At 67.9% G+C, this 17,853-nt stretch carries 16 protein-coding genes, 1 tRNA gene and 1 other RNA gene; 9 read left to right on the top strand and 9 right to left on the bottom strand.

The window, feature by feature from the left end; all coding sequences use genetic code 11:
* Positions 1-3 precede the first annotated feature (3 nt).
* Positions 4-1,110, bottom strand: coding sequence for a C2 family cysteine protease (locus tag ASF06_RS00830; RefSeq protein ID WP_055942147.1), 1,107 nt, complete (start codon positions 1,108-1,110; stop codon positions 4-6).
* 180 nt (positions 1,111-1,290) lie between these two features.
* Here ASF06_RS00830 and ASF06_RS00825 point away from each other — a divergent pair, with 180 nt between their 5' ends.
* Both ASF06_RS00825 and ASF06_RS00820 read left to right on the top strand, forming a co-directional pair.
* Complete coding sequence (locus tag ASF06_RS00825; protein WP_055942145.1) at positions 1,291-1,842, top strand: hypothetical protein; 552 nt, start codon at positions 1,291-1,293, stop codon at positions 1,840-1,842.
* Between the two features lie 60 nt (positions 1,843-1,902).
* Positions 1,903-1,987, top strand: a tRNA-Ser gene (locus ASF06_RS00820).
* Between the two features lie 88 nt (positions 1,988-2,075).
* Here ASF06_RS00820 and ASF06_RS00815 read toward each other — a convergent pair.
* Positions 2,076-2,729: an SDR family oxidoreductase gene (locus ASF06_RS00815; protein WP_055942144.1), complete on the bottom strand. Its 654-nt coding sequence runs from the start codon at positions 2,727-2,729 to the stop codon at positions 2,076-2,078.
* A gap of 53 nt (positions 2,730-2,782) precedes the next feature.
* Between ASF06_RS00815 and ffs the strand changes: the two genes are divergently transcribed.
* The 7 genes from ffs (at position 2,783) to ASF06_RS00785 (ending at position 8,932) form a co-directional block, all read left to right on the top strand.
* Positions 2,783-2,879, top strand: an RNA gene (ffs, locus tag ASF06_RS18990) — signal recognition particle sRNA small type.
* A gap of 164 nt (positions 2,880-3,043) precedes the next feature.
* Positions 3,044-3,700 carry a SipW-dependent-type signal peptide-containing protein gene (locus tag ASF06_RS00810; protein ID WP_055942141.1) on the top strand — a complete coding sequence of 219 codons (657 nt, stop codon included), beginning with the start codon at positions 3,044-3,046 and terminating at the stop codon, positions 3,698-3,700.
* Positions 3,701-3,722: 22 nt separating this feature from the next.
* Positions 3,723-4,367: a SipW-dependent-type signal peptide-containing protein gene (locus ASF06_RS00805; RefSeq protein ID WP_055942137.1), complete on the top strand. Its 645-nt coding sequence runs from the start codon at positions 3,723-3,725 to the stop codon at positions 4,365-4,367.
* Complete coding sequence (locus tag ASF06_RS19775; RefSeq protein ID WP_200920282.1) at positions 4,364-4,978, top strand: signal peptidase I; 615 nt, start codon at positions 4,364-4,366, stop codon at positions 4,976-4,978. The genes ASF06_RS00805 and ASF06_RS19775 overlap by 4 nt, the downstream gene beginning before the upstream one ends.
* On the top strand, positions 4,978-5,496 hold the full coding sequence (locus ASF06_RS19770; RefSeq protein WP_055942134.1) for a hypothetical protein: 519 nt from the start codon (positions 4,978-4,980) through the stop codon (positions 5,494-5,496). Before ASF06_RS19775 ends, ASF06_RS19770 begins: the two co-directional genes overlap by 1 nt.
* A 104-nt stretch (positions 5,497-5,600) precedes the next feature.
* Positions 5,601-7,751: a phosphate acetyltransferase gene (gene pta / locus ASF06_RS00790; RefSeq protein WP_055923862.1), complete on the top strand. Its 2,151-nt coding sequence runs from the start codon at positions 5,601-5,603 to the stop codon at positions 7,749-7,751.
* The gene (locus ASF06_RS00785) at positions 7,748-8,932 is read left to right on the top strand and encodes an acetate/propionate family kinase (RefSeq protein WP_055942129.1); all 1,185 of its coding nucleotides are present in this window, start codon (positions 7,748-7,750) and stop codon (positions 8,930-8,932) included. The genes pta and ASF06_RS00785 overlap by 4 nt, the downstream gene beginning before the upstream one ends.
* Positions 8,933-8,962: 30 nt before the next feature.
* Here ASF06_RS00785 and ASF06_RS19920 read toward each other — a convergent pair whose 3' ends face one another.
* The 7 genes from ASF06_RS19920 to ASF06_RS00750 all read right to left on the bottom strand — a co-directional run bounded on the left by ASF06_RS19920 (position 8,963) and on the right by ASF06_RS00750 (position 17,735).
* Complete coding sequence (locus tag ASF06_RS19920; protein WP_055942127.1) at positions 8,963-11,653, bottom strand: response regulator transcription factor; 2,691 nt, start codon at positions 11,651-11,653, stop codon at positions 8,963-8,965.
* A gap of 193 nt (positions 11,654-11,846) precedes the next feature.
* Positions 11,847-12,263 (bottom strand): GNAT family acetyltransferase, encoded by a 417-nt coding sequence (locus ASF06_RS00775; RefSeq protein WP_055942125.1) that lies wholly within the window; start codon positions 12,261-12,263, stop codon positions 11,847-11,849.
* A gap of 17 nt (positions 12,264-12,280) precedes the next feature.
* Positions 12,281-14,008 carry a serine/threonine protein kinase gene (locus ASF06_RS00770; protein ID WP_055942122.1) on the bottom strand — a complete coding sequence of 576 codons (1,728 nt, stop codon included), beginning with the start codon at positions 14,006-14,008 and terminating at the stop codon, positions 12,281-12,283.
* A gap of 4 nt (positions 14,009-14,012) precedes the next feature.
* Entirely contained in the window at positions 14,013-14,933 is a 921-nt protein-coding gene (locus tag ASF06_RS00765) for a phosphate ABC transporter ATP-binding protein (RefSeq protein WP_082500597.1), read from the bottom strand.
* Between the two features lie 11 nt (positions 14,934-14,944).
* Positions 14,945-15,901, bottom strand: a complete 957-nt coding sequence (locus ASF06_RS00760) for a sortase (protein WP_055942119.1) — start codon at positions 15,899-15,901, stop codon at positions 14,945-14,947.
* Positions 15,898-16,650 carry a hypothetical protein gene (locus tag ASF06_RS00755; protein WP_055942116.1) on the bottom strand — a complete coding sequence of 251 codons (753 nt, stop codon included), beginning with the start codon at positions 16,648-16,650 and terminating at the stop codon, positions 15,898-15,900. The genes ASF06_RS00760 and ASF06_RS00755 overlap by 4 nt, the downstream gene beginning before the upstream one ends.
* On the bottom strand, positions 16,647-17,735 hold the full coding sequence (locus ASF06_RS00750; RefSeq protein ID WP_055942114.1) for a WxL protein peptidoglycan domain-containing protein: 1,089 nt from the start codon (positions 17,733-17,735) through the stop codon (positions 16,647-16,649). The genes ASF06_RS00755 and ASF06_RS00750 overlap by 4 nt, the downstream gene beginning before the upstream one ends.
* Positions 17,736-17,853 lie beyond the last annotated feature (118 nt).

Below are 17,853 nucleotides of genomic sequence, written 5' to 3'. Positions count from 1 at the left end.
CCTCTACTTCTCTTCGATGGTGCCGGAGTAGACCGAATCGAAGTTCTCTTTATACTCGTCCTCGGTCAGCCAGACGTCGCCCCAGCGCTGGTTCTCGCCGTTCTCGCCCGGGGTGTCACCCGTGAGGTTACCTCCGTTGGGGCCCCACGGGTTGAGCAGGTGGATCATGGTCTCCTCCTCGCCCGTGGCCTCGTTCACATGGGTCTCGATGGTGTCGACCATGTAGGCGTGATTGGGCACGATGTGGTCGTTGTCGACCTCATCGTCCCACCACCACTTCGCGTCGTCTCCCTCGGTTCCCACAGCGACAGGCCCGTCTGCCATCTTGTCCTTGATGCCGTCGAAGTCCGACTCTCCTGTCCGGTCGGTGTCGCCGCCGGTGATGGCCGCGAAAGCGTCGTCGGAGTATCCGCCGTCGATGTCCTCGTAGCTCCCGCCGAAGAACTCGGCGGCCGCCTTCTCGTAGATGGTCGCGAAGTTGAAGTTGCCATCCGCATCCCTCACCGCTCCCGGGAGCGCGGTCGGGTCGACGTTGATCTCGACGGGCTTGCCGTCGTCGTACATCGTGACCGTCCAGCTTCCGTCGTCGTTCTGAGTCATGTGATCCCGGATGAAGTCCGGGTCGGCGTCGGCGACCGTGCCCAGCGCGGCCAGGAACCAGCAGTCGCCAAGCGCCCCCTGCTTGATGTTCTGGGGGTCTAGCGCGTCGTCGTCGAGCGCGATCGGATTGGTGATGTCGATGTAGTCCTTTCCCAGGTCACCATACGGATCCGGTTCGGGCTTGTCGCCATCGCCACCGCCTGACCTGTCGCCGCTGCCGGGGCCACCCGCGGATCCACCCGAATCCGTGCTGCTGCTCTCCTGCTGGTCGGCGTTCGCGCGGATCGTCGAGGCCACCTGGATCAGGCCCAGCTGGGCCGCCTGCAGGGTGAGGCGATGCTGGCCGTGCCACGCGGCCGTGAACTGGCTGCCATCGGGCCCGTGCCACGGAACCCTGTTCAGCTCACCGGTGAGTCGTGCGATGGTCTCCTCCAATTGGCGGCCGCTCGCGTCGGCGAGTTTCGCAAAGGTGCGCAACTCGGTGACGTCGGCTCCATAGAAAGCACCCATGACCAGCTCATTTCCCACAGTGTGATCGTGATCGCGAAATCTCGTGATGAGAAGAAAGATACTCGTCGCTTCGCTGCCTGCCCATGGGGAGAGGTCCCCATGGGCGTAAGGGCCCCGTTCGCTACGCTGGGTGCGCGGACCTGAGATGTGGCTCAGTTGCGCGCGATGCAAGGAGTGAAGATGACGCTCTCGGATTCCTGGCGGTCGAACAGCGGTCGCAGGCGGAGTCTCGCCGGTTCACGCCGGGGTGCGGCTGTCGCGGCGATCGGCCTGATGGCGGTGGTGACGACACTGCTCTCGGCGTGCTCGGCCCAGCCGAAGCCGGTCTCCTCCGAGGAAGCCTCAGTGAGCTATCCCGTCGTGCTGGGCGATGTGCAGTCCGCGCTGCGATCCGCCTACCCCGACCTCGCCTGGGACGGATCGGCGACGGATGCCGCCGAGATCACCGCCGACAACGACGGCGGATGCGTGCTCATCCTGCCCACTCTTCGCAGCGATTCGTCACTGTGGGCAGCGGCGGGCGGGTGGAAGTCGGTCATGGAGATCGTCAATCCTGTGCTCGATGAGCACGACTTCGACACGGTGTCGTCTGAAGACACCCTCGACGGCGGCTGGACCGGCATCTCGTCGTCCGACGACAGCGGCGCCGAGATCCGCTTCATGGACAAGGACTACACGGAGATCACCTTGACGGCTCCGGTGTCGGATGGGGACTGCTCGGGCTCCGAGTAGAGCGATGCGCACACGCCTGCACGTCATCGGTTACGATAGTCAGGTTCGTCAAGAACACAAGGTGGCGTACTCAAGCGGCCGAAGAGGCACGCTTGGAAAGCGTGTATAGGGCAACCTATCGAGAGTTCGAATCTCTCCGCCACCGCCGAAACCCCTGATCGAAGGTCTTTCCTTCGGTCAGGGGTTTGTGCGTTTCGGGGTCGCGGCAGGTGATCGCCGCAGGAAAGAAGGCGCTAGTAGCGCGCCATGGTGAGCGCCTCCGCCACCGGGTCGTCGCCCTCGATCGCCTCGAACTGGGCGTGCAGGCCCACCCCGTCGACGAGGCTGCAGTACACGAGCGCTGCGACGTCGGCACGGGGGATCGAGCCTCGGCCCGTGCTCTCGGCGAGGTGCACCAGGCCCGTTCCGGGGTCGTCGGTGAGGGCGCCCGGGCGGATGATGGTCCAATCGAGATCGCGCTGGCGCACGGCCGAGTCGGCCTCGCTCTTGGCCCGCAGATACACCTGGAACACATCGTCGGAGTCTGGCTCGAACGAGTCGGCCGACATCGCCGAGATCATCACGTAACGCCGGATGCCGGCGATCACGGCCGCGTCGGCCAGCAGCACGGCCGCATCCCGATCGACGGTGAGCTTACGAGCCGCCCCGGAATCGGGACCGGCCCCGGCGGCGAACACCACGGCATCCACCCCGGCCAGGTCGGCGGCGAGCGTCTCGGCCGAGACCTGCTCGAGGTCGAGCACGACGGGGATGCCGCCCGCGATGAGCAGATCGCCCGCCTGCTCAGGGTTTCGGATGAGGCCGACGGCCTCGTGGCCGGCGTCACTGAGAAGTTTCTGGAGAATCAGGGCGATCTTGCCGTGACCCCCCGCAATTGCAATACGCATGCGTCAAGTACACCTCAGTTCGCGAGAGGCGCACAACCTCGCGTAAAGTAGTTGACGGCTCCCCGCGTGGCGCCATCCAGGCCAACTCCCCCAGGACGGAAACGTAGCAAGGGTAACCAGGCTCTGGCGGGTGCGCGGGGGGTCTTTTCTTTTGCCTCGGTACTACTGGGGCGAGCCCGCGGACTACTGGATTGTCTGCGTTCGGCTGCTGGAGATCGGCCTTTTCGGCCCCCAGCCCCGCTTTCCCGTTCCACCATGTCGAGATCAGGCCGCACTGTGCGGCGAACGATCCGGGGGACTCGAGGGGCACCGACATGAGCACATCGACCAGCGAACACACGACGACAGAGCAGGCGACAGAGCACGCGACAGAGCACGGCACGCGGCGAAGGGGGATCGTTCGCGCGGTTCTCGCGGGCGGCCTCGTGCTCGGGGTGGGGGCGGCGGTCACTCTGGCCGCGTGGAACGATTCCGAATTCGCGACCGGCACGTTCGGCGCCGGCTCGTTCAACCTCGAGGGTCAGGAGACACTCGGCGGCGCGTTCAGCGACCACGAGACCGCTCCGGGCGCGGCACTCACATTCGAGGTGGAGCCGTTGAACCTGGCACCGGCCGACGTCGTCTACGCACCGTTCGCCGTGCGCCTCGATGCTGCCACCACAACGGATGCGGTCGTGACGCTCAGCAGCGTCGGCGCGGGCGCGAACGCGGCCAACCTCACCTACGAGATCCTGACGACGGATGCCTTCGGCTGCGATGCAGACACGACCGGCGGCGAGCTGGTCGCCGCGGGCACGGCCACCACGGCAGCGGACGCCGCGACGTTCGACCTGACGCAGGGAGCGGCCGCGGCAGCCGGCGATCCCGTGAACCTGTGCCTGATCGTGACGGCCGGCGATGGTCTGGTCGAGGGTGGCGCCGCAACCGTGACGTGGGAGTTCGCCGCCGAGTCGGTCTCGGACAACGACTGAGAACCTCGGACGACGACGGAGAATGATGCGCCACGCACACGGGCCCCGAGCCGAGGATCGTCCCCACCGCTTCACGCGGATCCGGGCGATTCTGGCCGGGGGTCTCGTGCTCGGCGTCGGAGGGTCCCTGACCATGGCGGCGTGGACCGACAGCGAATACGGCCAGGCCACGTTCACGGCGAGCAGCTTCAACACCGAGTCGTCGATCAACTCGGGTTCGACCTGGGCCGACTCGACGGCCGCCGCGCCGCTCGTCTTCGCCTTCTCCGCCGCAGCCATGTCGCCCACCACGGTGAAGTACGCGCCGTTCTGGGTTCGCACGAAGGCGGTGTCGCTCGACGGCACACTGGCACTGCAGAGCGCGACCTCCAACAACACGGCCTTCGCCGCAGCGCTCAAGTACCGGGTGGTCCGCTACGCCACCGGCACCTGCGATGCGAGCCAGTTCAGCGCTGGAGCGGTCTACATCGTGGGCGCCGCGGGGCTTCCCGCCGCAGGGGGTGCCGCGCTCACCAGCACGCCCACGGTGACCACGGGCGTGGCGGCCAACCAGTCCGCCGTCACCCAGCTCTGCTTCGAGGTGTCGATGAACGCCGATGCCCCGAACACCCTGCAGGGAGGAAGCATCACCGCCACGTGGGAAGTGAAGGCCACCTCGAGCTCATGATCGGAACCCTGGCCGCAGTCGACTCCGGGGTCGGACCCGACACCCCGGCATCCGCCGCGCACGGTCGACGGCACGGCGTCGTTCGAGAGGTGCTCCTGAACATCGCATCCGTGCTCGGGGCAGTCTGCATCGCACTCACGTTGGCGGCGGTGCTGTTCGACGTCACGCTGATCATGTTCAAGACCGGGTCGATGTCCCCGACGATCCCCGCCGGGTCGCTCGCCGTCGTGCGCGAGATTCCGGCATCCGAAGCGAAAGTCGGCGACGTCGTGACCGTCGACCGCCCCGACCAGCTGCCCGTCACCCACCGGGTGGTCGCCACCGAACGAGGCGCCGACGGGCAGACGATCCTGACCCTGCGCGGAGATGCCAACCCCGTCGACGACCCGGCGCCGTACACGGTCTCGACGGTGCGCATCGTCATGGCATCCGTTCCGGGACTCGCCGTCGCCGTCGTGGCGATGTCGAATCCCGTGGCCCTCGGCTCGGTGACCGTCGTCGTGGCCTCGTTCATCACCTGGTATTTCTGGCCCCGATCGACGAGGCCGCGACGAACGACCCGCGCCCGACACCGTGCCGGCGCCGACTCGTTCGGAGGATACGTCTGCTGATGCGGCGGGCAAACAGGGTCGTCGCGATCGTGCTGGGCGCGGCCGTGATCGCGGGATGGGGTGTCGGAGGCGCCGACGAGACAGAGGCCTCCTGGGCGGAGAAGGAGGTGGCCCAGACCACATTGACCGCCACGACTGTTCCGAAGCCGGTCATCCAGAGCTGCGTGCTCAGCCCCGGAACGCTGGGTACGAGCCCGACGATCACCGTGAAATGGAACTTCCCGGCCGGCACCGGTTACGCGGCACCGGCGAACATCGCCTACGCGGTGGCCGAGGGTGGCCTCCTGCCGAACCTCACGGTGGTGCTGCTCGGCCAGGGAGTCACCACGACCGGGCCGGTCGCAGGAACGTACACGACAACCTTCGCCGCTTCCGTGCTGGGGGGCCTTCTCGGCGGCAGCTACGGGCTCTACCTGCAGACCGTCGACGCGACGGGATGGACCTCCGTGCGGGCCGGAGCCACGGCCACCATGGGCCTGCTCGGGGCGAATCCCACCTGTGCGCCGAACCCGACGTGATCACACTGCACATCCTCTCGACCTGAGAGGGTTCCCCGCTGAACGACAGCACGAGCGAATAGGGTGAGGAGAGCCTAAGCAACCACGAGTTCGAAGGATCCGAAGTGTCGAGAAGCATCTATGTCGCGTCAGCCGAAGGCCACTCCGGCAAGTCAACGATCGCGCTGGGGGTGCTCGACACCCTGTGCCACTCGCTTCAGAGGGTCGGCGTCTTCCGGCCCATCGCCCGCTCGGTCGCCGAGCGCGACTACGTGCTCGAGATGCTCCTGGCTCACGACGGCGTCGAGCTGAGCTACGAGCAGACCATCGGCGTCACCTACGACGACGTGCACAACGACCCGGATGCCGCCCTGTCGGTCATCGTCGAGCGCTACAAGGCGGTCGAGCGGGAGTGCGACGCCGTGGTCATCCTCGGCTCGGACTACACCGATGTCGGCAGCCCCAGCGAGCTGTCATTCAACGCTCGCGTCGCCGCGAACCTCGGTGCGCCCGTGCTGCTGGTGCTCGGTGGACGCAAGGGCCAGGGTTCGTCGGAGACGCTGGGCTACTCCGAGTCCCGCACTCCCGACGACATGCGCCAGCTCACCGAGCTGGCGCAGGTCGAGCTCAAGCTGGCGCACGCCACCCTGCTCGGCATCGTGTCGAACCGGGCAGATCCCGAGCGCCTCGACGAGATCCGGGATGCGATCGGTTCCGCCATCGACGCACCCGCGTCCGTTCCCATCTGGGCCATCCCCGAAGACCGCGTTCTGGTCGCGCCCACCATGCAGCACCTCGTCGAGGCCACGAACGGTTCGCTGCTCTCGGGCGACGCGAGCCTGCTCAATCGTGAGGCCCTGGGCGTGGTCGTCGCCGGCATGTCGATGGTCAACGTGCTTCCCCGGCTCACCGAGAGCGCCGTCGTGGTCATTCCCGCCGACCGCTCCGAGGTGCTCCTCGCAGTTCTCATGGCCAACGCGTCGGGAACCTTCCCGTCGCTGTCGGGCATCATCCTCAACGGCGGTTTCGAGCTTCCCGAACCGATCACCCGCCTGATCTCGGGCCTCGATTCGACCCTGCCGATCGTCACGACCGACCTCGGAACCTACGACACGGCGCTGCGCATCACCTCGACCCGCGGGCGCCTGGCCGCCGACTCGCAGCGCAAATACGACAGCGCGCTGGCCCTGTTCGAGCAGCACGTCGACGGTGCGAAGCTGCTCGAGCTGCTCGATGTGAGCTCGTCGACCGTCGTCACACCGCTCATGTTCGAGTACGGTCTCATCGACCAGGCCCGTCACGTGCGTCGACACATCGTGCTCCCCGAGGGCGACGACGATCGCGTGCTGAAGGCCGCGAGCACCGTGCTGGCCCGAGGCATCGCCGAGCTCACGATCGTGGGCGAGGAGGACGAGGTGCGCACCAGGGCGGCCGGACTCGGACTCGATCTCGAAGGCGCGCACATCGTGAGCGTGTTCGATGAGAAGTACCGCCAGCCGTTCGCCGAGGAATACGCCCGGCTCCGAGCCCACAAGGGCGTCACGGTCGAGCAGGCCCGCGACACGATCACCGACGTCTCCTACTTCGGAACCATGATGGTCAAGCTCGGCCTCGCCGACGGCATGGTCTCCGGCGCGGCGCACACGACGGCGCACACCATCCGGCCGGCGTTCGAGGTCATCAAGACCCAGCCCGGCGTATCCGTCGTCTCGAGCGTGTTCCTCATGGCGCTCGCCGACCGCGTGCTGGTCTACGGCGACTGCGCCGTCATCCCCGACCCCACCGCAGAGCAGCTCGCCGACATCGCCATCTCGTCGAGCGCGACCGCCACGCAGTTCGGAGTCGACCCACGCATCGCGATGCTCTCGTACTCCACGGGAACATCGGGCTCGGGCGCCGAGGTCGAGAAGGTTCGAGAGGCGACCGGACTCGTGCGCGAGCGACGCCCCGACCTGCTGGTCGAGGGTCCGATCCAGTACGACGCCGCAGCGGATGCCGCGGTTGCGGCCACGAAGATGCCCGACAGCAAGGTGGCCGGTCGCGCCACGGTGTTCATCTTCCCCGACCTCAACACGGGCAACAACACCTACAAGGCGGTTCAGCGCAGCGCCGGCGCCGTGGCCATCGGGCCCGTGCTGCAGGGACTCAACAAGCCGATCAACGACCTGTCCCGCGGCGCTCTCGTGGCCGACATCGTGAACACCATCGCCATCACGGCCATCCAGGCGGCGGCGCAGCCCGTCGACGCCGTCGCAGCAGAAGGAGTTCCCGCATGAGCGCGATTCTCGTGGTGAACTCCGGTTCGTCGTCGTTCAAGTACCAGCTCATCGAGATGACGACCGAAGAGGTGCTCGCCTCCGGCCTCGTCGAGCGCATCGGCGACGAGACCGGTCACTCCAAGCACACCACCGCCGACGGCTCGAGCGAACTCGACCTTCCGATCAAGGATCACTCGCAGGGATTCCAGGTGATGCTCGACGCCTTCCGGGCGAACGGGCCGTCGCTCGACGAGCATCCGCCCGTGGCCGTGGGCCACCGTGTCGTTCATGGCGGGAAACGCTTCTTCGAGGCGACGATCGTGACCGATCTCGTGAAGATCAACATCGAGGATCTGGCCGATCTGGCTCCGCTGCACAATCCGGCGAACCTGCAGGGCATCGACGCGGCGCAGAAGGCGTTCCCCGACGTGCCGCACGTGGCCGTCTTCGACACGGCGTTCCACTCCACCCTGTCGCCCGCCGCGTACACCTACGCCATCGACAAGACGCTGGCAGACCAGCACCGCATCCGGCGCTACGGGTTCCACGGAACCTCGCACAAGTTCGTGTCGGAGGCCGCCGCGGAGTTCCTCGGCCGGCCCCTCGACGACACGAAGACGATCGTGCTGCACCTCGGCAACGGGGCGTCCGCCTGCGCCGTCTCCGACGGAAAGTCGGTCGAGACGTCGATGGGCATGACTCCCCTCGAGGGGCTCGTGATGGGCACCCGCTCTGGCGACCTCGACCCCGCCGTGCTGTTCCACCTGCACCGCAAGACGGGCCAGACGTTCGACGACCTCGACACGCTGCTCAACCGCGGAAGCGGAATTCTGGGGCTCAGCGGCCACGGCGACATGCGCGATCTGATCGCGGCGGCGCGGGCGGGAGACGCGGACGCGCAGGCCGCGCTCGACGTGTACCTGCACCGCCTGAAGCAGTATGTCGGCGCCTACGCGGCGCACCTCGGCCGCCTCGACGCGATCGTCTTCACGGCGGGCGTGGGGGAGAACACCCCCCTCATCCGTGCCGGAGCGCTCGCGGGCCTGGGCATCCTCGGCATCGAGATCGACGAGGAGCGCAATGAGTCGTCGGAGCGCGGTGCGCGGGTCATCTCGACGGATGCGTCCCGGGTCGCCGTGCTGGTCATTCCCACGAACGAAGAACTCGAGATCGCGCGACAGACACTCGCCGTGATCTGAAACGCCGTCGCCGAGGGTTCGACTCGAGCGTCAGGTCGAAACGATCGACGCGAGTTGGGAGCGGCGCACGTCTCCCAGTTTTGAGCGGGCCTGGAGGATATGCGATTCGACCGTTCGCACGCTCAAATAGAGTCGGGCAGCGATCTCGGCGTTAGACATGCCGTCGGCCGCGAGCGTGGCGACCTCCCGCTCCCGAGGTGTCAGCGCGGCGAGCATGGTCGAGCGCCGGTGGTCGGGATCAATCGACGGTGACTCGGACCATGCGCCGTTGTCCACGAGTCCGAGTTTCGGAGTGGCCGGCAGCTTCGATCGAGTGGTGCGGGCGTTCTCCAATGCGGTGGCTCGGCGTGCCTCCTCTCCCGCCACGTCGAACAGTGTGGCGGCCGTCGTATACGAGAGCACGGCCTCCCACCAGTGGTTCAGGGAGGCGAGTTCGTCGCCGATCCGCTCGAGCGCGCGTGCATCCCCGCTGGCGGAGGCGCGAACATGCTCTTCGAGCAGCCGCGTCGAATCCCACATCTGCTGCGCGGGCAGCCTGTCGATCTCTGCGACTAGCGTGCTCGGATCGGTTCCCAACGCCGCCGCGACGTGAAGTGGACGCATGGCGAAGAATCGAGAGTTCGATTCTTCGTCGGCGATGGTACGGCAGGCATCGATCGAGCCGGCGACGTTTCCCTCATAGGCCCTCATCCGCGCGCTGAGATGACCAGAGTAGTGCGCGAGCCACGGAGTGCTCTCGCGTTCGATCGGCGAGATCTCTCGTTCCAAGAGCAGGGCATCGTCGTGCCGCTGAAGCATTGCGAGAGCATTGGATCGGAGAATCTGCATCCAGGTCACCCACTTCGTCTGAGGGCTGTTGCCGACTCTCTCCAAGGCGCGCGCCAACTCGTTCTCGGCACGCTGGGCATCGCTCTGTTCGAGTGCGAGGTGGCCCGCTACAAGGTTGACCAGCGACATTCCGTACTCGTCGGCCGTGTCGACTGTGCGAAGGGCGAACGATTCGAGCTCCCGCGCCAGCCCGGCCCGATCATGACCGATCGTGGCCCGGACAAGCGAGGCCTGAATGATGAACTCGGTCGTCGAGCGGGCCGGGTCCCATCTCATATCTTCCGGATTCGACGCGAGGATGGGGGCTATGAGCGCCCATCCCTTCTCGAGAGCCCACGTGAACTTCGTCTTCTCGCCCCGGTGCACGTAGCACGGCATCAACTCGGTCAGGGCTCGCAGAACGAAGTAGCCCGATGACGATGAATCCCGGGCGATCGACTCCATCTCTGCGACACCGTCGCGATAGGTGCTGAGCATCATGTTCGACCGCGCGGCGAGAAACACCGTCCACTCGTCGAGTGCCGAGTCGACAGTTCCCCAGGATCTGGCCTCTTTCTCGAGGCGTTCGACTCGCTCGAAGGAGGGACCGCGACGGCTCAGCACCAGCATCCACCATGACAGGAACGCAGCGTCCTCCGAAGGATCGACGTGTTCGACAGGCACTCTTTCGAGCACGTCGAGCGCCTCGGAGAACTTGCCTTGGGCGACGAGGCATCGAGACAGCTGCTCGACGCCCGAGAGCGTAGGGGCATAGCCGAGCGAGCGATGGGCGAACATGCGAGCGGAGCCGGGCATACCCGTCTTGTTCGCATGGCGGGCGGCCCTGGCGAGGAGAATCGCCGCCTCTGTGTTGGAGATCTCGGAGAGCGGATCGGGGCCCGGCTCGTTGACGAGGTACTCGGCCACGAAGGCGCACTCCGCGTTCGACAACTCCAGACCGGCCGACAGGTCACTCAGCAGGATGAGTTCGGCCGTGTGCCCGGCCTCGAACGGATTCTCCCCGACCTGGATCGCGAGGGCCGCAGCAGCGTAGATGGGTCTGCTCGAGACGCTGTCCGGTGTGCGGGGGTCGTAGCTCACGAGTCCCCTGCGCAGAAGCGAGCGGAGCGGGCTGTTGCCGACCAGCCGGGCTGCTCTCGCGAACGGGAGAGCGCCCAGGCGAGCGAGGGTGACGAGTGCGTATTCCTCATCGTCTGACATCCCGCGCAGGAGGGGGCGAACAAAATCGAGGATGCGGGGCGACATGTAGGACGGTCCGAGCAGGATGTTCTGCTGTCTGGCGGAATAGGTGCCTCGGTGCAGTTCCTCCCGAGTCAGTTCCTCGAGCAGCCGAGGGTTGCCTTCAGCGAGAAGGAGGATGCGTGCCCGGGTGACGACATCGATACGATCGCGCCCGGCGACTCCCTCGATGATGATCACGGCCTCGTCATAGCCGACCCCGCTGAGGTCGATTCGGGAGACGCCATGCTCTGTCCAGAGTGTGGTGAGTTCTCGATGGCACGCTTCGCTGCGGGGTGCCGTGCATGACATGCCCGAGTCGATCGTGATCAAGACGCTCCGCTTCGGGTCGAGGGCGAGGCGGGTCAGCCGCACTGCATCGTCGAAGCTGAGCAGGTGAGCATCCTCGACGATCAGCAGATCGCTGCGTGGAACGACTCCATCGACGAGCTGGTCTTCTCTTGTGTGGACGCAGGCGACGGTGCTGACCGAGCCGCCGAGGGCGGTCACCGCAGCGGCGATCCCCCGTGCGACAAAGCTCTTGCCAAGGCCGGCTGCGGCCGCGATGATCGCTGTGCCTCCGCCGAGAACGATCGATCTCAGTCGGGCTATGTGCTCATCCCGATTGCTGCCCGACGACTCCGCGATCGTGCGCAGATCGGACTTGTATGCCACATATCTGTGGCCCGCCTGCGGAATCACTGTCACACCCCCATGCCCGATCACCCCTGATCGGTAGTATTTGAGCCTACGTGGAGAACGCTCTCAGAGCCTCGGCGCGGACTACTGAGTTGTGGGACTCGGAGTCTCAGTAGTCGAATTCTCAGTAGTGCGGGGTTCGGCAGCTGCCGTGTCGGCAGCCCCGGCCTCAGTCGGTGATCAGCCGCTTTCCGTAGCTCACCGCAGCGTCCTCCGTGTAGCCGAGGTGCTCGTAGAAGGCGCGCACCGAGGCGTTGTCGCTGCGGATCTGCAGGTTGAGCTTCGGGCAGCCCAGCTCGATGAGCAGTCGCTCCGCCTCCTCCATCATGCGGCGACCGTAGTCGAGGCCACGGGATCCGGGCGACACGGCCAGGTAGTTGACCCACCCGCGGTGGCCGTCGTACCCGACCATCGCGGCCGCCACGACCTGGCCGTCCGACTCGCCCACGAGGAACAGCTCCGGCTGCACCGCGAGCTTGCGCTCGATGTCCTTGCGCGGGTCGTTCCAGGGGCGCACGAGTCCTGCGGAGGTCCACAGCTCGATCACGGCATCGGTGTCTTCGGGAGCGAAAGGTCGAATCTGCATCCCTCCATCCTGCCCGGTCAGCGAGGCGGGGACGGCGAGGGAGTCGGCGTGGGCGTCGGAGTCGTCGTGGGGGTCGGTGTCGGAGTGGGGTGGGGCGTGGTGAACGCGATCAGCACGGTCACGGTGCTGCCCAGAACGAGCCGTGAACCGCCAGCGGGCGTGCTCCCGACCACTGATCCGGTTGCGGCGACCGGGTCCTCGACCGTCGCCGTGGTCACGGCGAAGCCGGCATTCTGAACGGCCGCCACAGCGTCGTCGCGGCTCATCGCGGTCACATCGGGCACGCTGTTCGATCCGGAGGCGTACGAGAGCTGCACGACGTCGCCGGGCGCAAGCCAGTCGCCCGCGGGTGGAGAGCTGGCGACAACCGTGTTCGCGGGCTGGGTGCCATCGACGGCCGTGAGCCCTCCGGCCGTGAGTCCGAGAGACACCAGCGTCTGCTGCGCCTCCACGATGGGCAGCGACGCGAGGCTCGGCAGCTGCAGGCGCACGGGTTCGTCGGCCACGACGGGCGCCACCGGGGCGGGCTCGACCGCGGCGGTCGAGGTGATCGGAGCCGCGATCGTCGGAGTCGGAGGCGCCTCCAGCACCGCGGCGACGACGCCCCAACCGACGACTGCGGCACCGAGCGCGATCGCCAGCACCACAACGGGGTTCGCCCGGCGGCGCGTTCGTCGCGCGGGTGCGACGGGTGCGACGGGCCGAACGGATGCGCGACGCGCGGTGACCGTGGAGCGCACGCCCGGCGACGCGAACCTCTCGGTCGCTGCGTCGCGGGGCGCGGTCACGCGCGTGCGGACCGAGTCCGGCGGCATCACCGTGGTTCGTGCGAGGGTCTCCGACGACTGATCGGGCCGCTCCCGCTGCTGCAGCTCCGCGACGGCCTCGAGCATCAGGGCCGCCGAGTCGAACCGCGCGCTCGCCCTCTTCGACATGCCTCGGGCGATGAGGCCGTCGAGCCCGCGCGACACCCCCGGTCGCAGCGCCGAGGCCAGAGGCGGGGGCGAGTTGACCTGCGCGCGCAGCGTCAGTTCGCTCGTCTCGCGCGGAAAGGGAACCTGGCCGGTGACACAGAAGAACAGCACGGCGGCGACGGAGTAGAGATCCCCGCGCGCGTCGACCTCGAGCCCTCTGGCCTGCTCCGGCGAGATGAAGTTGACGCTGCCGGCCACGAGACCGTCGGCGTCGCGGGCGGCCCGGCCCGGAGCATCCGCCAGCCCGTAGTCGATGAGGCGCACGTCGGAGATTTCGAGGGCGCGATCGGCGGGCCTCGAGATCATCACGTTGTTGGGCGACACGTCCCGGTGCACGAGTTGGTGGGAGTGCAGCGCGGCCAGTCCGCCGAGCAGAGCCGCCGAGACGGTCAGCGCCTCGGGGATGGTCAGCGGCCCGAACAGCTCGATCGATTCGGCCAGGGTGATGCCCGGAGCGAGGTCGAGGGCCATCCACGCCTGCGCGAGCCCGCCGGTGTCGTGCACGCCCGACGCGCGCGTGCACACCAGATTCGGGTGCGGTGCCGTGGGCGACGTGGCCACTTCGCCGAGGAATCGCGCAACGTCATCGTCTCGTGACGAGAGGTGCGGATGCAGCATCTTGAGCGCGACCGCGTCGCCGCGCTCGCGGTCGTGCGCCTCGAACACGGCCGAGGATGCGCCGGAGCCGAGCAGGCGGCCGAGCTCGAAGCGGCCGCCGACGACGAGTGCATCGTCGGGCGCGGATCCGGGCGCGTCGGAGGTGTCCGTCACGCGATCAGCCGAATCGACCGTTGACGTAGTCGAAGGTGCGCTCGTCCTGCGGGTTCGTGAACATCGCCTCGGTGTCTCCGTGCTCGACGATCATGCCCGGGGTGCCCTGCGACGCGAGGAAGAACGCGCAGTTCTGCGACACTCGCTGGGCCTGCTGCATGTTGTGGGTGACGATCACGATGGTCACCTCCTGCACGAGTTCGAGCATGGTCTCCTCGATCACCCGGGTGGATGTCGGGTCGAGGGCCGAGCAGGGCTCGTCCATCAGCAGAACGCGCGGCTTCACGGCCAGGGAGCGCGCGATGCACAGGCGCTGCTGCTGGCCTCCGGAGAGGCCCCCGCCGGGCTGGCGCAGGCGATCCTTGACCTCTTTCCAGAGGCCGCCCTTCGTGAGGCACTCCTCGACGAGGGCGTCCTTGTCGTCGCGCGACGCGCGACGGCCGGTGAGCTTGAGGCCCGCGATCACGTTGTCGTAGATCGACATCGCGGGGAACGGATTGGCCTTCTGGAACACCATGCCGATCTGGCGGCGCGCATCGATGAGCTTGCGGCTCTGGTCGTAGACGTCGACGCCGTCGAGCAGCACCTCGCCGGCAAGGGACGCCGACGGCACGAGCTCGTGCATGCGGTTGAGGATGCGCAGGAAGGTCGATTTGCCGCATCCGGAGGGCCCGATCAGAGCCGTGACCTGGCCCGCGGGCATGTCGAGCGACACCCGGTCGAGCACCTTGTGGTCGCCGAACCAGGCCGAGATGGCTCGCGCCTCGATGCCGGCGAGAGGAGCGGGGGCGCGGAACGGCTCGCCCACCGGGGGCGGGAACGGGTCACCCATGGGTGGGAACGGGTCGGTCACGGGCGCGAACGCCGGGGGCAGCACGATGCTCGTCTGCGCCTCATCGGGCTGGGGGAGCTCTGTCGTCGTCATGAGGTCGTCTTTCAGATCAGGTTGGGAAGGGCGCTGCCGATGCCGTCGGCGGTGGCGATGGCGAGGGCGAGGATCACGGGGGCGCTGACGATCCACGTCTGCCACGCACCCCAACGGCGGCGAAGCCAGAGGGCGCCGAGGCTGGCGAGGATCACCCACTGCATGCTGAAGAAGACGCCGATCCAGGCGCTCGGGTCCATCGCCATCGGCTTGTCCGCCTCGGGGAGGGCGAGGGCGCTGAACTGGAAGGCCGGGGTGGTGACCGCCTTCGTCGTGAGCTGCGCGTCGATATAGAGGGCGCCGTTCGGCAGCAGGGCCGGTCCGTCGGCGGTCACCAGCTCGAGCCTGCTCTGGCCCGCAGCCAGGGGCGAGGGCAGCGGGTCGCCGGCCTTGCGGGTGCCGAAGACGGTGAACGTCTGCGCGCCCTGCCCTGTCGTGACCGTGATCTCGGCTCCGATAGCGAGACGGGTGAGGGAGTTGAAGGGACCGCCGTAGGAGGCCTGACGGCCGAGGATGGTGCTGGTGCCCTCCTGGCCGGGCATGACCGTGTCGGCGCTGTGCCCGGGGCCGCTGCGCAGCACGGTGCCCGTCGTTCCCTGGCTCACGACCTCGCGCAGGCCTATCGAGGGGATCTCGAGGAGCGCGACGGGGGTGCCGTAGGCGACCATCTTCTCCTCGTAGTCGAGCTGGCCGACGGGGGTGACCGCCTTGGCGAGGCTGGTGCGCAGTTCGTCGTAGCCGACCGCCTGGTCGCGGGCGTGCTGCAGGCCGCTCGCGAACGAGATCTGCACGGCGAGGGCGACGATGAGGGCGGAGATCGCGAGCAGCACGGCCCCTGCCCACCAGCGGCCGTCGCGGATGCTCACCGGTGCGGGCCGGGGAGGCTGCATGAGAGCGGCGAGTCGGGCGGGCGACAGGCGACCCACCGCAGCGGCGGCCGGGCTCACGGACGGGGCAACGTGGCTCATGCGAGCGGCGCCAGGGTTCCGGGTCTGGCGAACCAGCCGTTGCTGCGGCCGACGATGATCAGCACGGTCGCGATCACGGCGAGACCGCCCACGATCAGCAGCCACCACCACTGGGGCAGGCCGCCGAATCCGGCGGGCGTCGCATCGCCGACCAGCACCGTCACGGCGGCGACGTAGCCGCAGTTCCAGCCGACCAGTTGCACGGCCAGCTCGCCCGTCGCCGCGGCGTCGGGAATCGTGACGTCGTACGAGACGGCCCCCGCGGCATCCGCGACCGGGTCGGCGACGATCACGTCGCCGGCGAAGGTCATGGCCCGAACGGGCTGGGATGCCGCGAAGCCGCCCCCGGACACATGCACCGTGTCGCCGGGGGAGTATGCCGCTCTATCGGTGATGAGCGTGTTCTGAGTGGTGACCGGCGAGGCGGGAACGACGGGAGCGCCGTCCTCTGCGATCGAGCAGGTCGGGGCGGGAGTGCCGCCTGCGGGAGTCGAGGTGGTGGCCGACGTCTTGCCGCCCGATCCCGATCCCGACCCCGCGGGCGCAGGCACGGTGGCGGGGCTCACCGCAGGAGTCGTGGACTTCGGGATGACGACGGTCACGGGCGACGTGTCGGGCGTGCCCTCGGTGATGGTGCCGTCGTCTCCCGTCTCGGCGCTCGCGGGCGCGGCCGCGCCGCCCAGGACGAGGGTGAGCGCAAGGGCGGCGAGCAGCGCTCGACGGGCGAGGGGCGAGGGTCCGCGGCTCATGAACGCACCGGCACGGACTCGGAGGCCGGGGTCGGCGAGGCGGGCGCGGCAACGCCGGCCGAGTCGCGCGACTGCTCCTGCAGGAAGGCGATGGCGGCGCGAAGTCGGGCATTGTGCACGCGGCGACGCCACACGATGACCACCACGAGCAGGGCGAGCAGCGCGATCACAGCCAGCATCGACCACGGCATGGCCCACGTGGATGCCGACTCCGTCGCGGGAGTGACGTCTGCCGTGCCCGCTCCGGGCTGCACCTTCTGGCGTACCTCGACATCGACCGTGAGCAGGCCGAGCGGCAGGATGGCGCTCGATACGACCGGCACGCTGATGATCTGTCCGGGCAGCAGGTTGGTGGCCGCGTCGGACGAGAGGGTCGCCAGCCGGATTCCGAACGGGCCGGAGATCTGCGCGGTCTGTTCGAGGTTGAGACGGGTGTTCCCGGTGTTCTGCACCGTGTAGCTGCCCTCGAGGTCGCCGCCGGCGAACGGGTTCAGCACGCCGTCGTAGTTGGCGACGAGACCCTGCGTATTGATGCCGCCGACGATGGTGCCCGACACGCGAAGGTAGATGCGCGCCCCCACCCGCTGCTCGACGTCGATGGCCTGGCCGCCGTCGCCCGTGCCCTTGCGGGTGATGGATGCGACGACGCCCGCCGAATGGTCGCCGGGGGTGGCGTTGGTGGGAACGGTGACCGTGAACCCGATGGCCTGGCTGCTTCCCGGCTCGATCGTGACCTCTGCGGCGTCGATCGATGTCCAGGCGCCGAGGTCGGCGTTCGGCGTTCCGCCCGACTGCAGGGAGAACTGCCCGTTGTCGAAGTCGTTCAGGCCGTCGGCCGCGTAGAGCTGGAATGTCTGGGGGGTGCTGCTGTAGTTCGTGATGGCCATCGTGTCGCTGATGACGGTGCCGGGATCGACCGAGTAGTCGTAGAGGAGTCGGCCGTCCGGCCCCTGGGGGCCGCTCGGTTCGACGCTCCACGTCACGTCGCCGTCGGCGGCCTGGGCCGAGGTCGGCACGGATGCTCCGGCGAAGGCGAGCAGACCGGCGATGGCGACCGAGAGGACGGCGGCGGGGAACTTTTTCACGAGGATTCCTACTGTTCAGGGCGAAGCTGGCTCGGGGGTTATCGGGGGGTGAACGTGCCGCTACGGACCCGGGGCTTGTTGCCCCGGATCCGCAGCGGTTCAGCGTCTTGCGACTGCC

It is taken from the genome of Agreia sp. Leaf244 (assembly GCF_001422695.1).
Lineage (GTDB): Bacteria > Actinomycetota > Actinomycetes > Actinomycetales > Microbacteriaceae > Agreia.
This window is presented reverse-complemented; position numbering and strand designations above follow the sequence as displayed.

Bases quoted from the DNA above. Each gene is read 5' to 3' on its own strand.
- ASF06_RS00830 (WP_055942147.1), bottom strand. From the start codon at position 1,110: ATGGGTGCTTTCTATGGAGCCGACGTCACCGAGTTGCGCACCTTTGCG.
- ASF06_RS00825 (WP_055942145.1), top strand. From the start codon at position 1,291: ATGACGCTCTCGGATTCCTGGCGGTCGAACAGCGGTCGCAGGCGGAGT.
- ASF06_RS00815 (WP_055942144.1), bottom strand. From the start codon at position 2,729: ATGCGTATTGCAATTGCGGGGGGTCACGGCAAGATCGCCCTGATTCTC.
- ASF06_RS00810 (WP_055942141.1), top strand. From the start codon at position 3,044: ATGAGCACATCGACCAGCGAACACACGACGACAGAGCAGGCGACAGAG.
- ASF06_RS00805 (WP_055942137.1), top strand. From the start codon at position 3,723: ATGATGCGCCACGCACACGGGCCCCGAGCCGAGGATCGTCCCCACCGC.
- ASF06_RS19775 (WP_200920282.1), top strand. From the start codon at position 4,364: ATGATCGGAACCCTGGCCGCAGTCGACTCCGGGGTCGGACCCGACACC.
- ASF06_RS19770 (WP_055942134.1), top strand. From the start codon at position 4,978: ATGCGGCGGGCAAACAGGGTCGTCGCGATCGTGCTGGGCGCGGCCGTG.
- ASF06_RS00785 (WP_055942129.1), top strand. From the start codon at position 7,748: ATGAGCGCGATTCTCGTGGTGAACTCCGGTTCGTCGTCGTTCAAGTAC.
- ASF06_RS00775 (WP_055942125.1), bottom strand. From the start codon at position 12,263: ATGCAGATTCGACCTTTCGCTCCCGAAGACACCGATGCCGTGATCGAG.
- ASF06_RS00765 (WP_082500597.1), bottom strand. From the start codon at position 14,933: ATGACGACGACAGAGCTCCCCCAGCCCGATGAGGCGCAGACGAGCATC.
- ASF06_RS00760 (WP_055942119.1), bottom strand. From the start codon at position 15,901: ATGAGCCACGTTGCCCCGTCCGTGAGCCCGGCCGCCGCTGCGGTGGGT.
- ASF06_RS00755 (WP_055942116.1), bottom strand. From the start codon at position 16,650: ATGAGCCGCGGACCCTCGCCCCTCGCCCGTCGAGCGCTGCTCGCCGCC.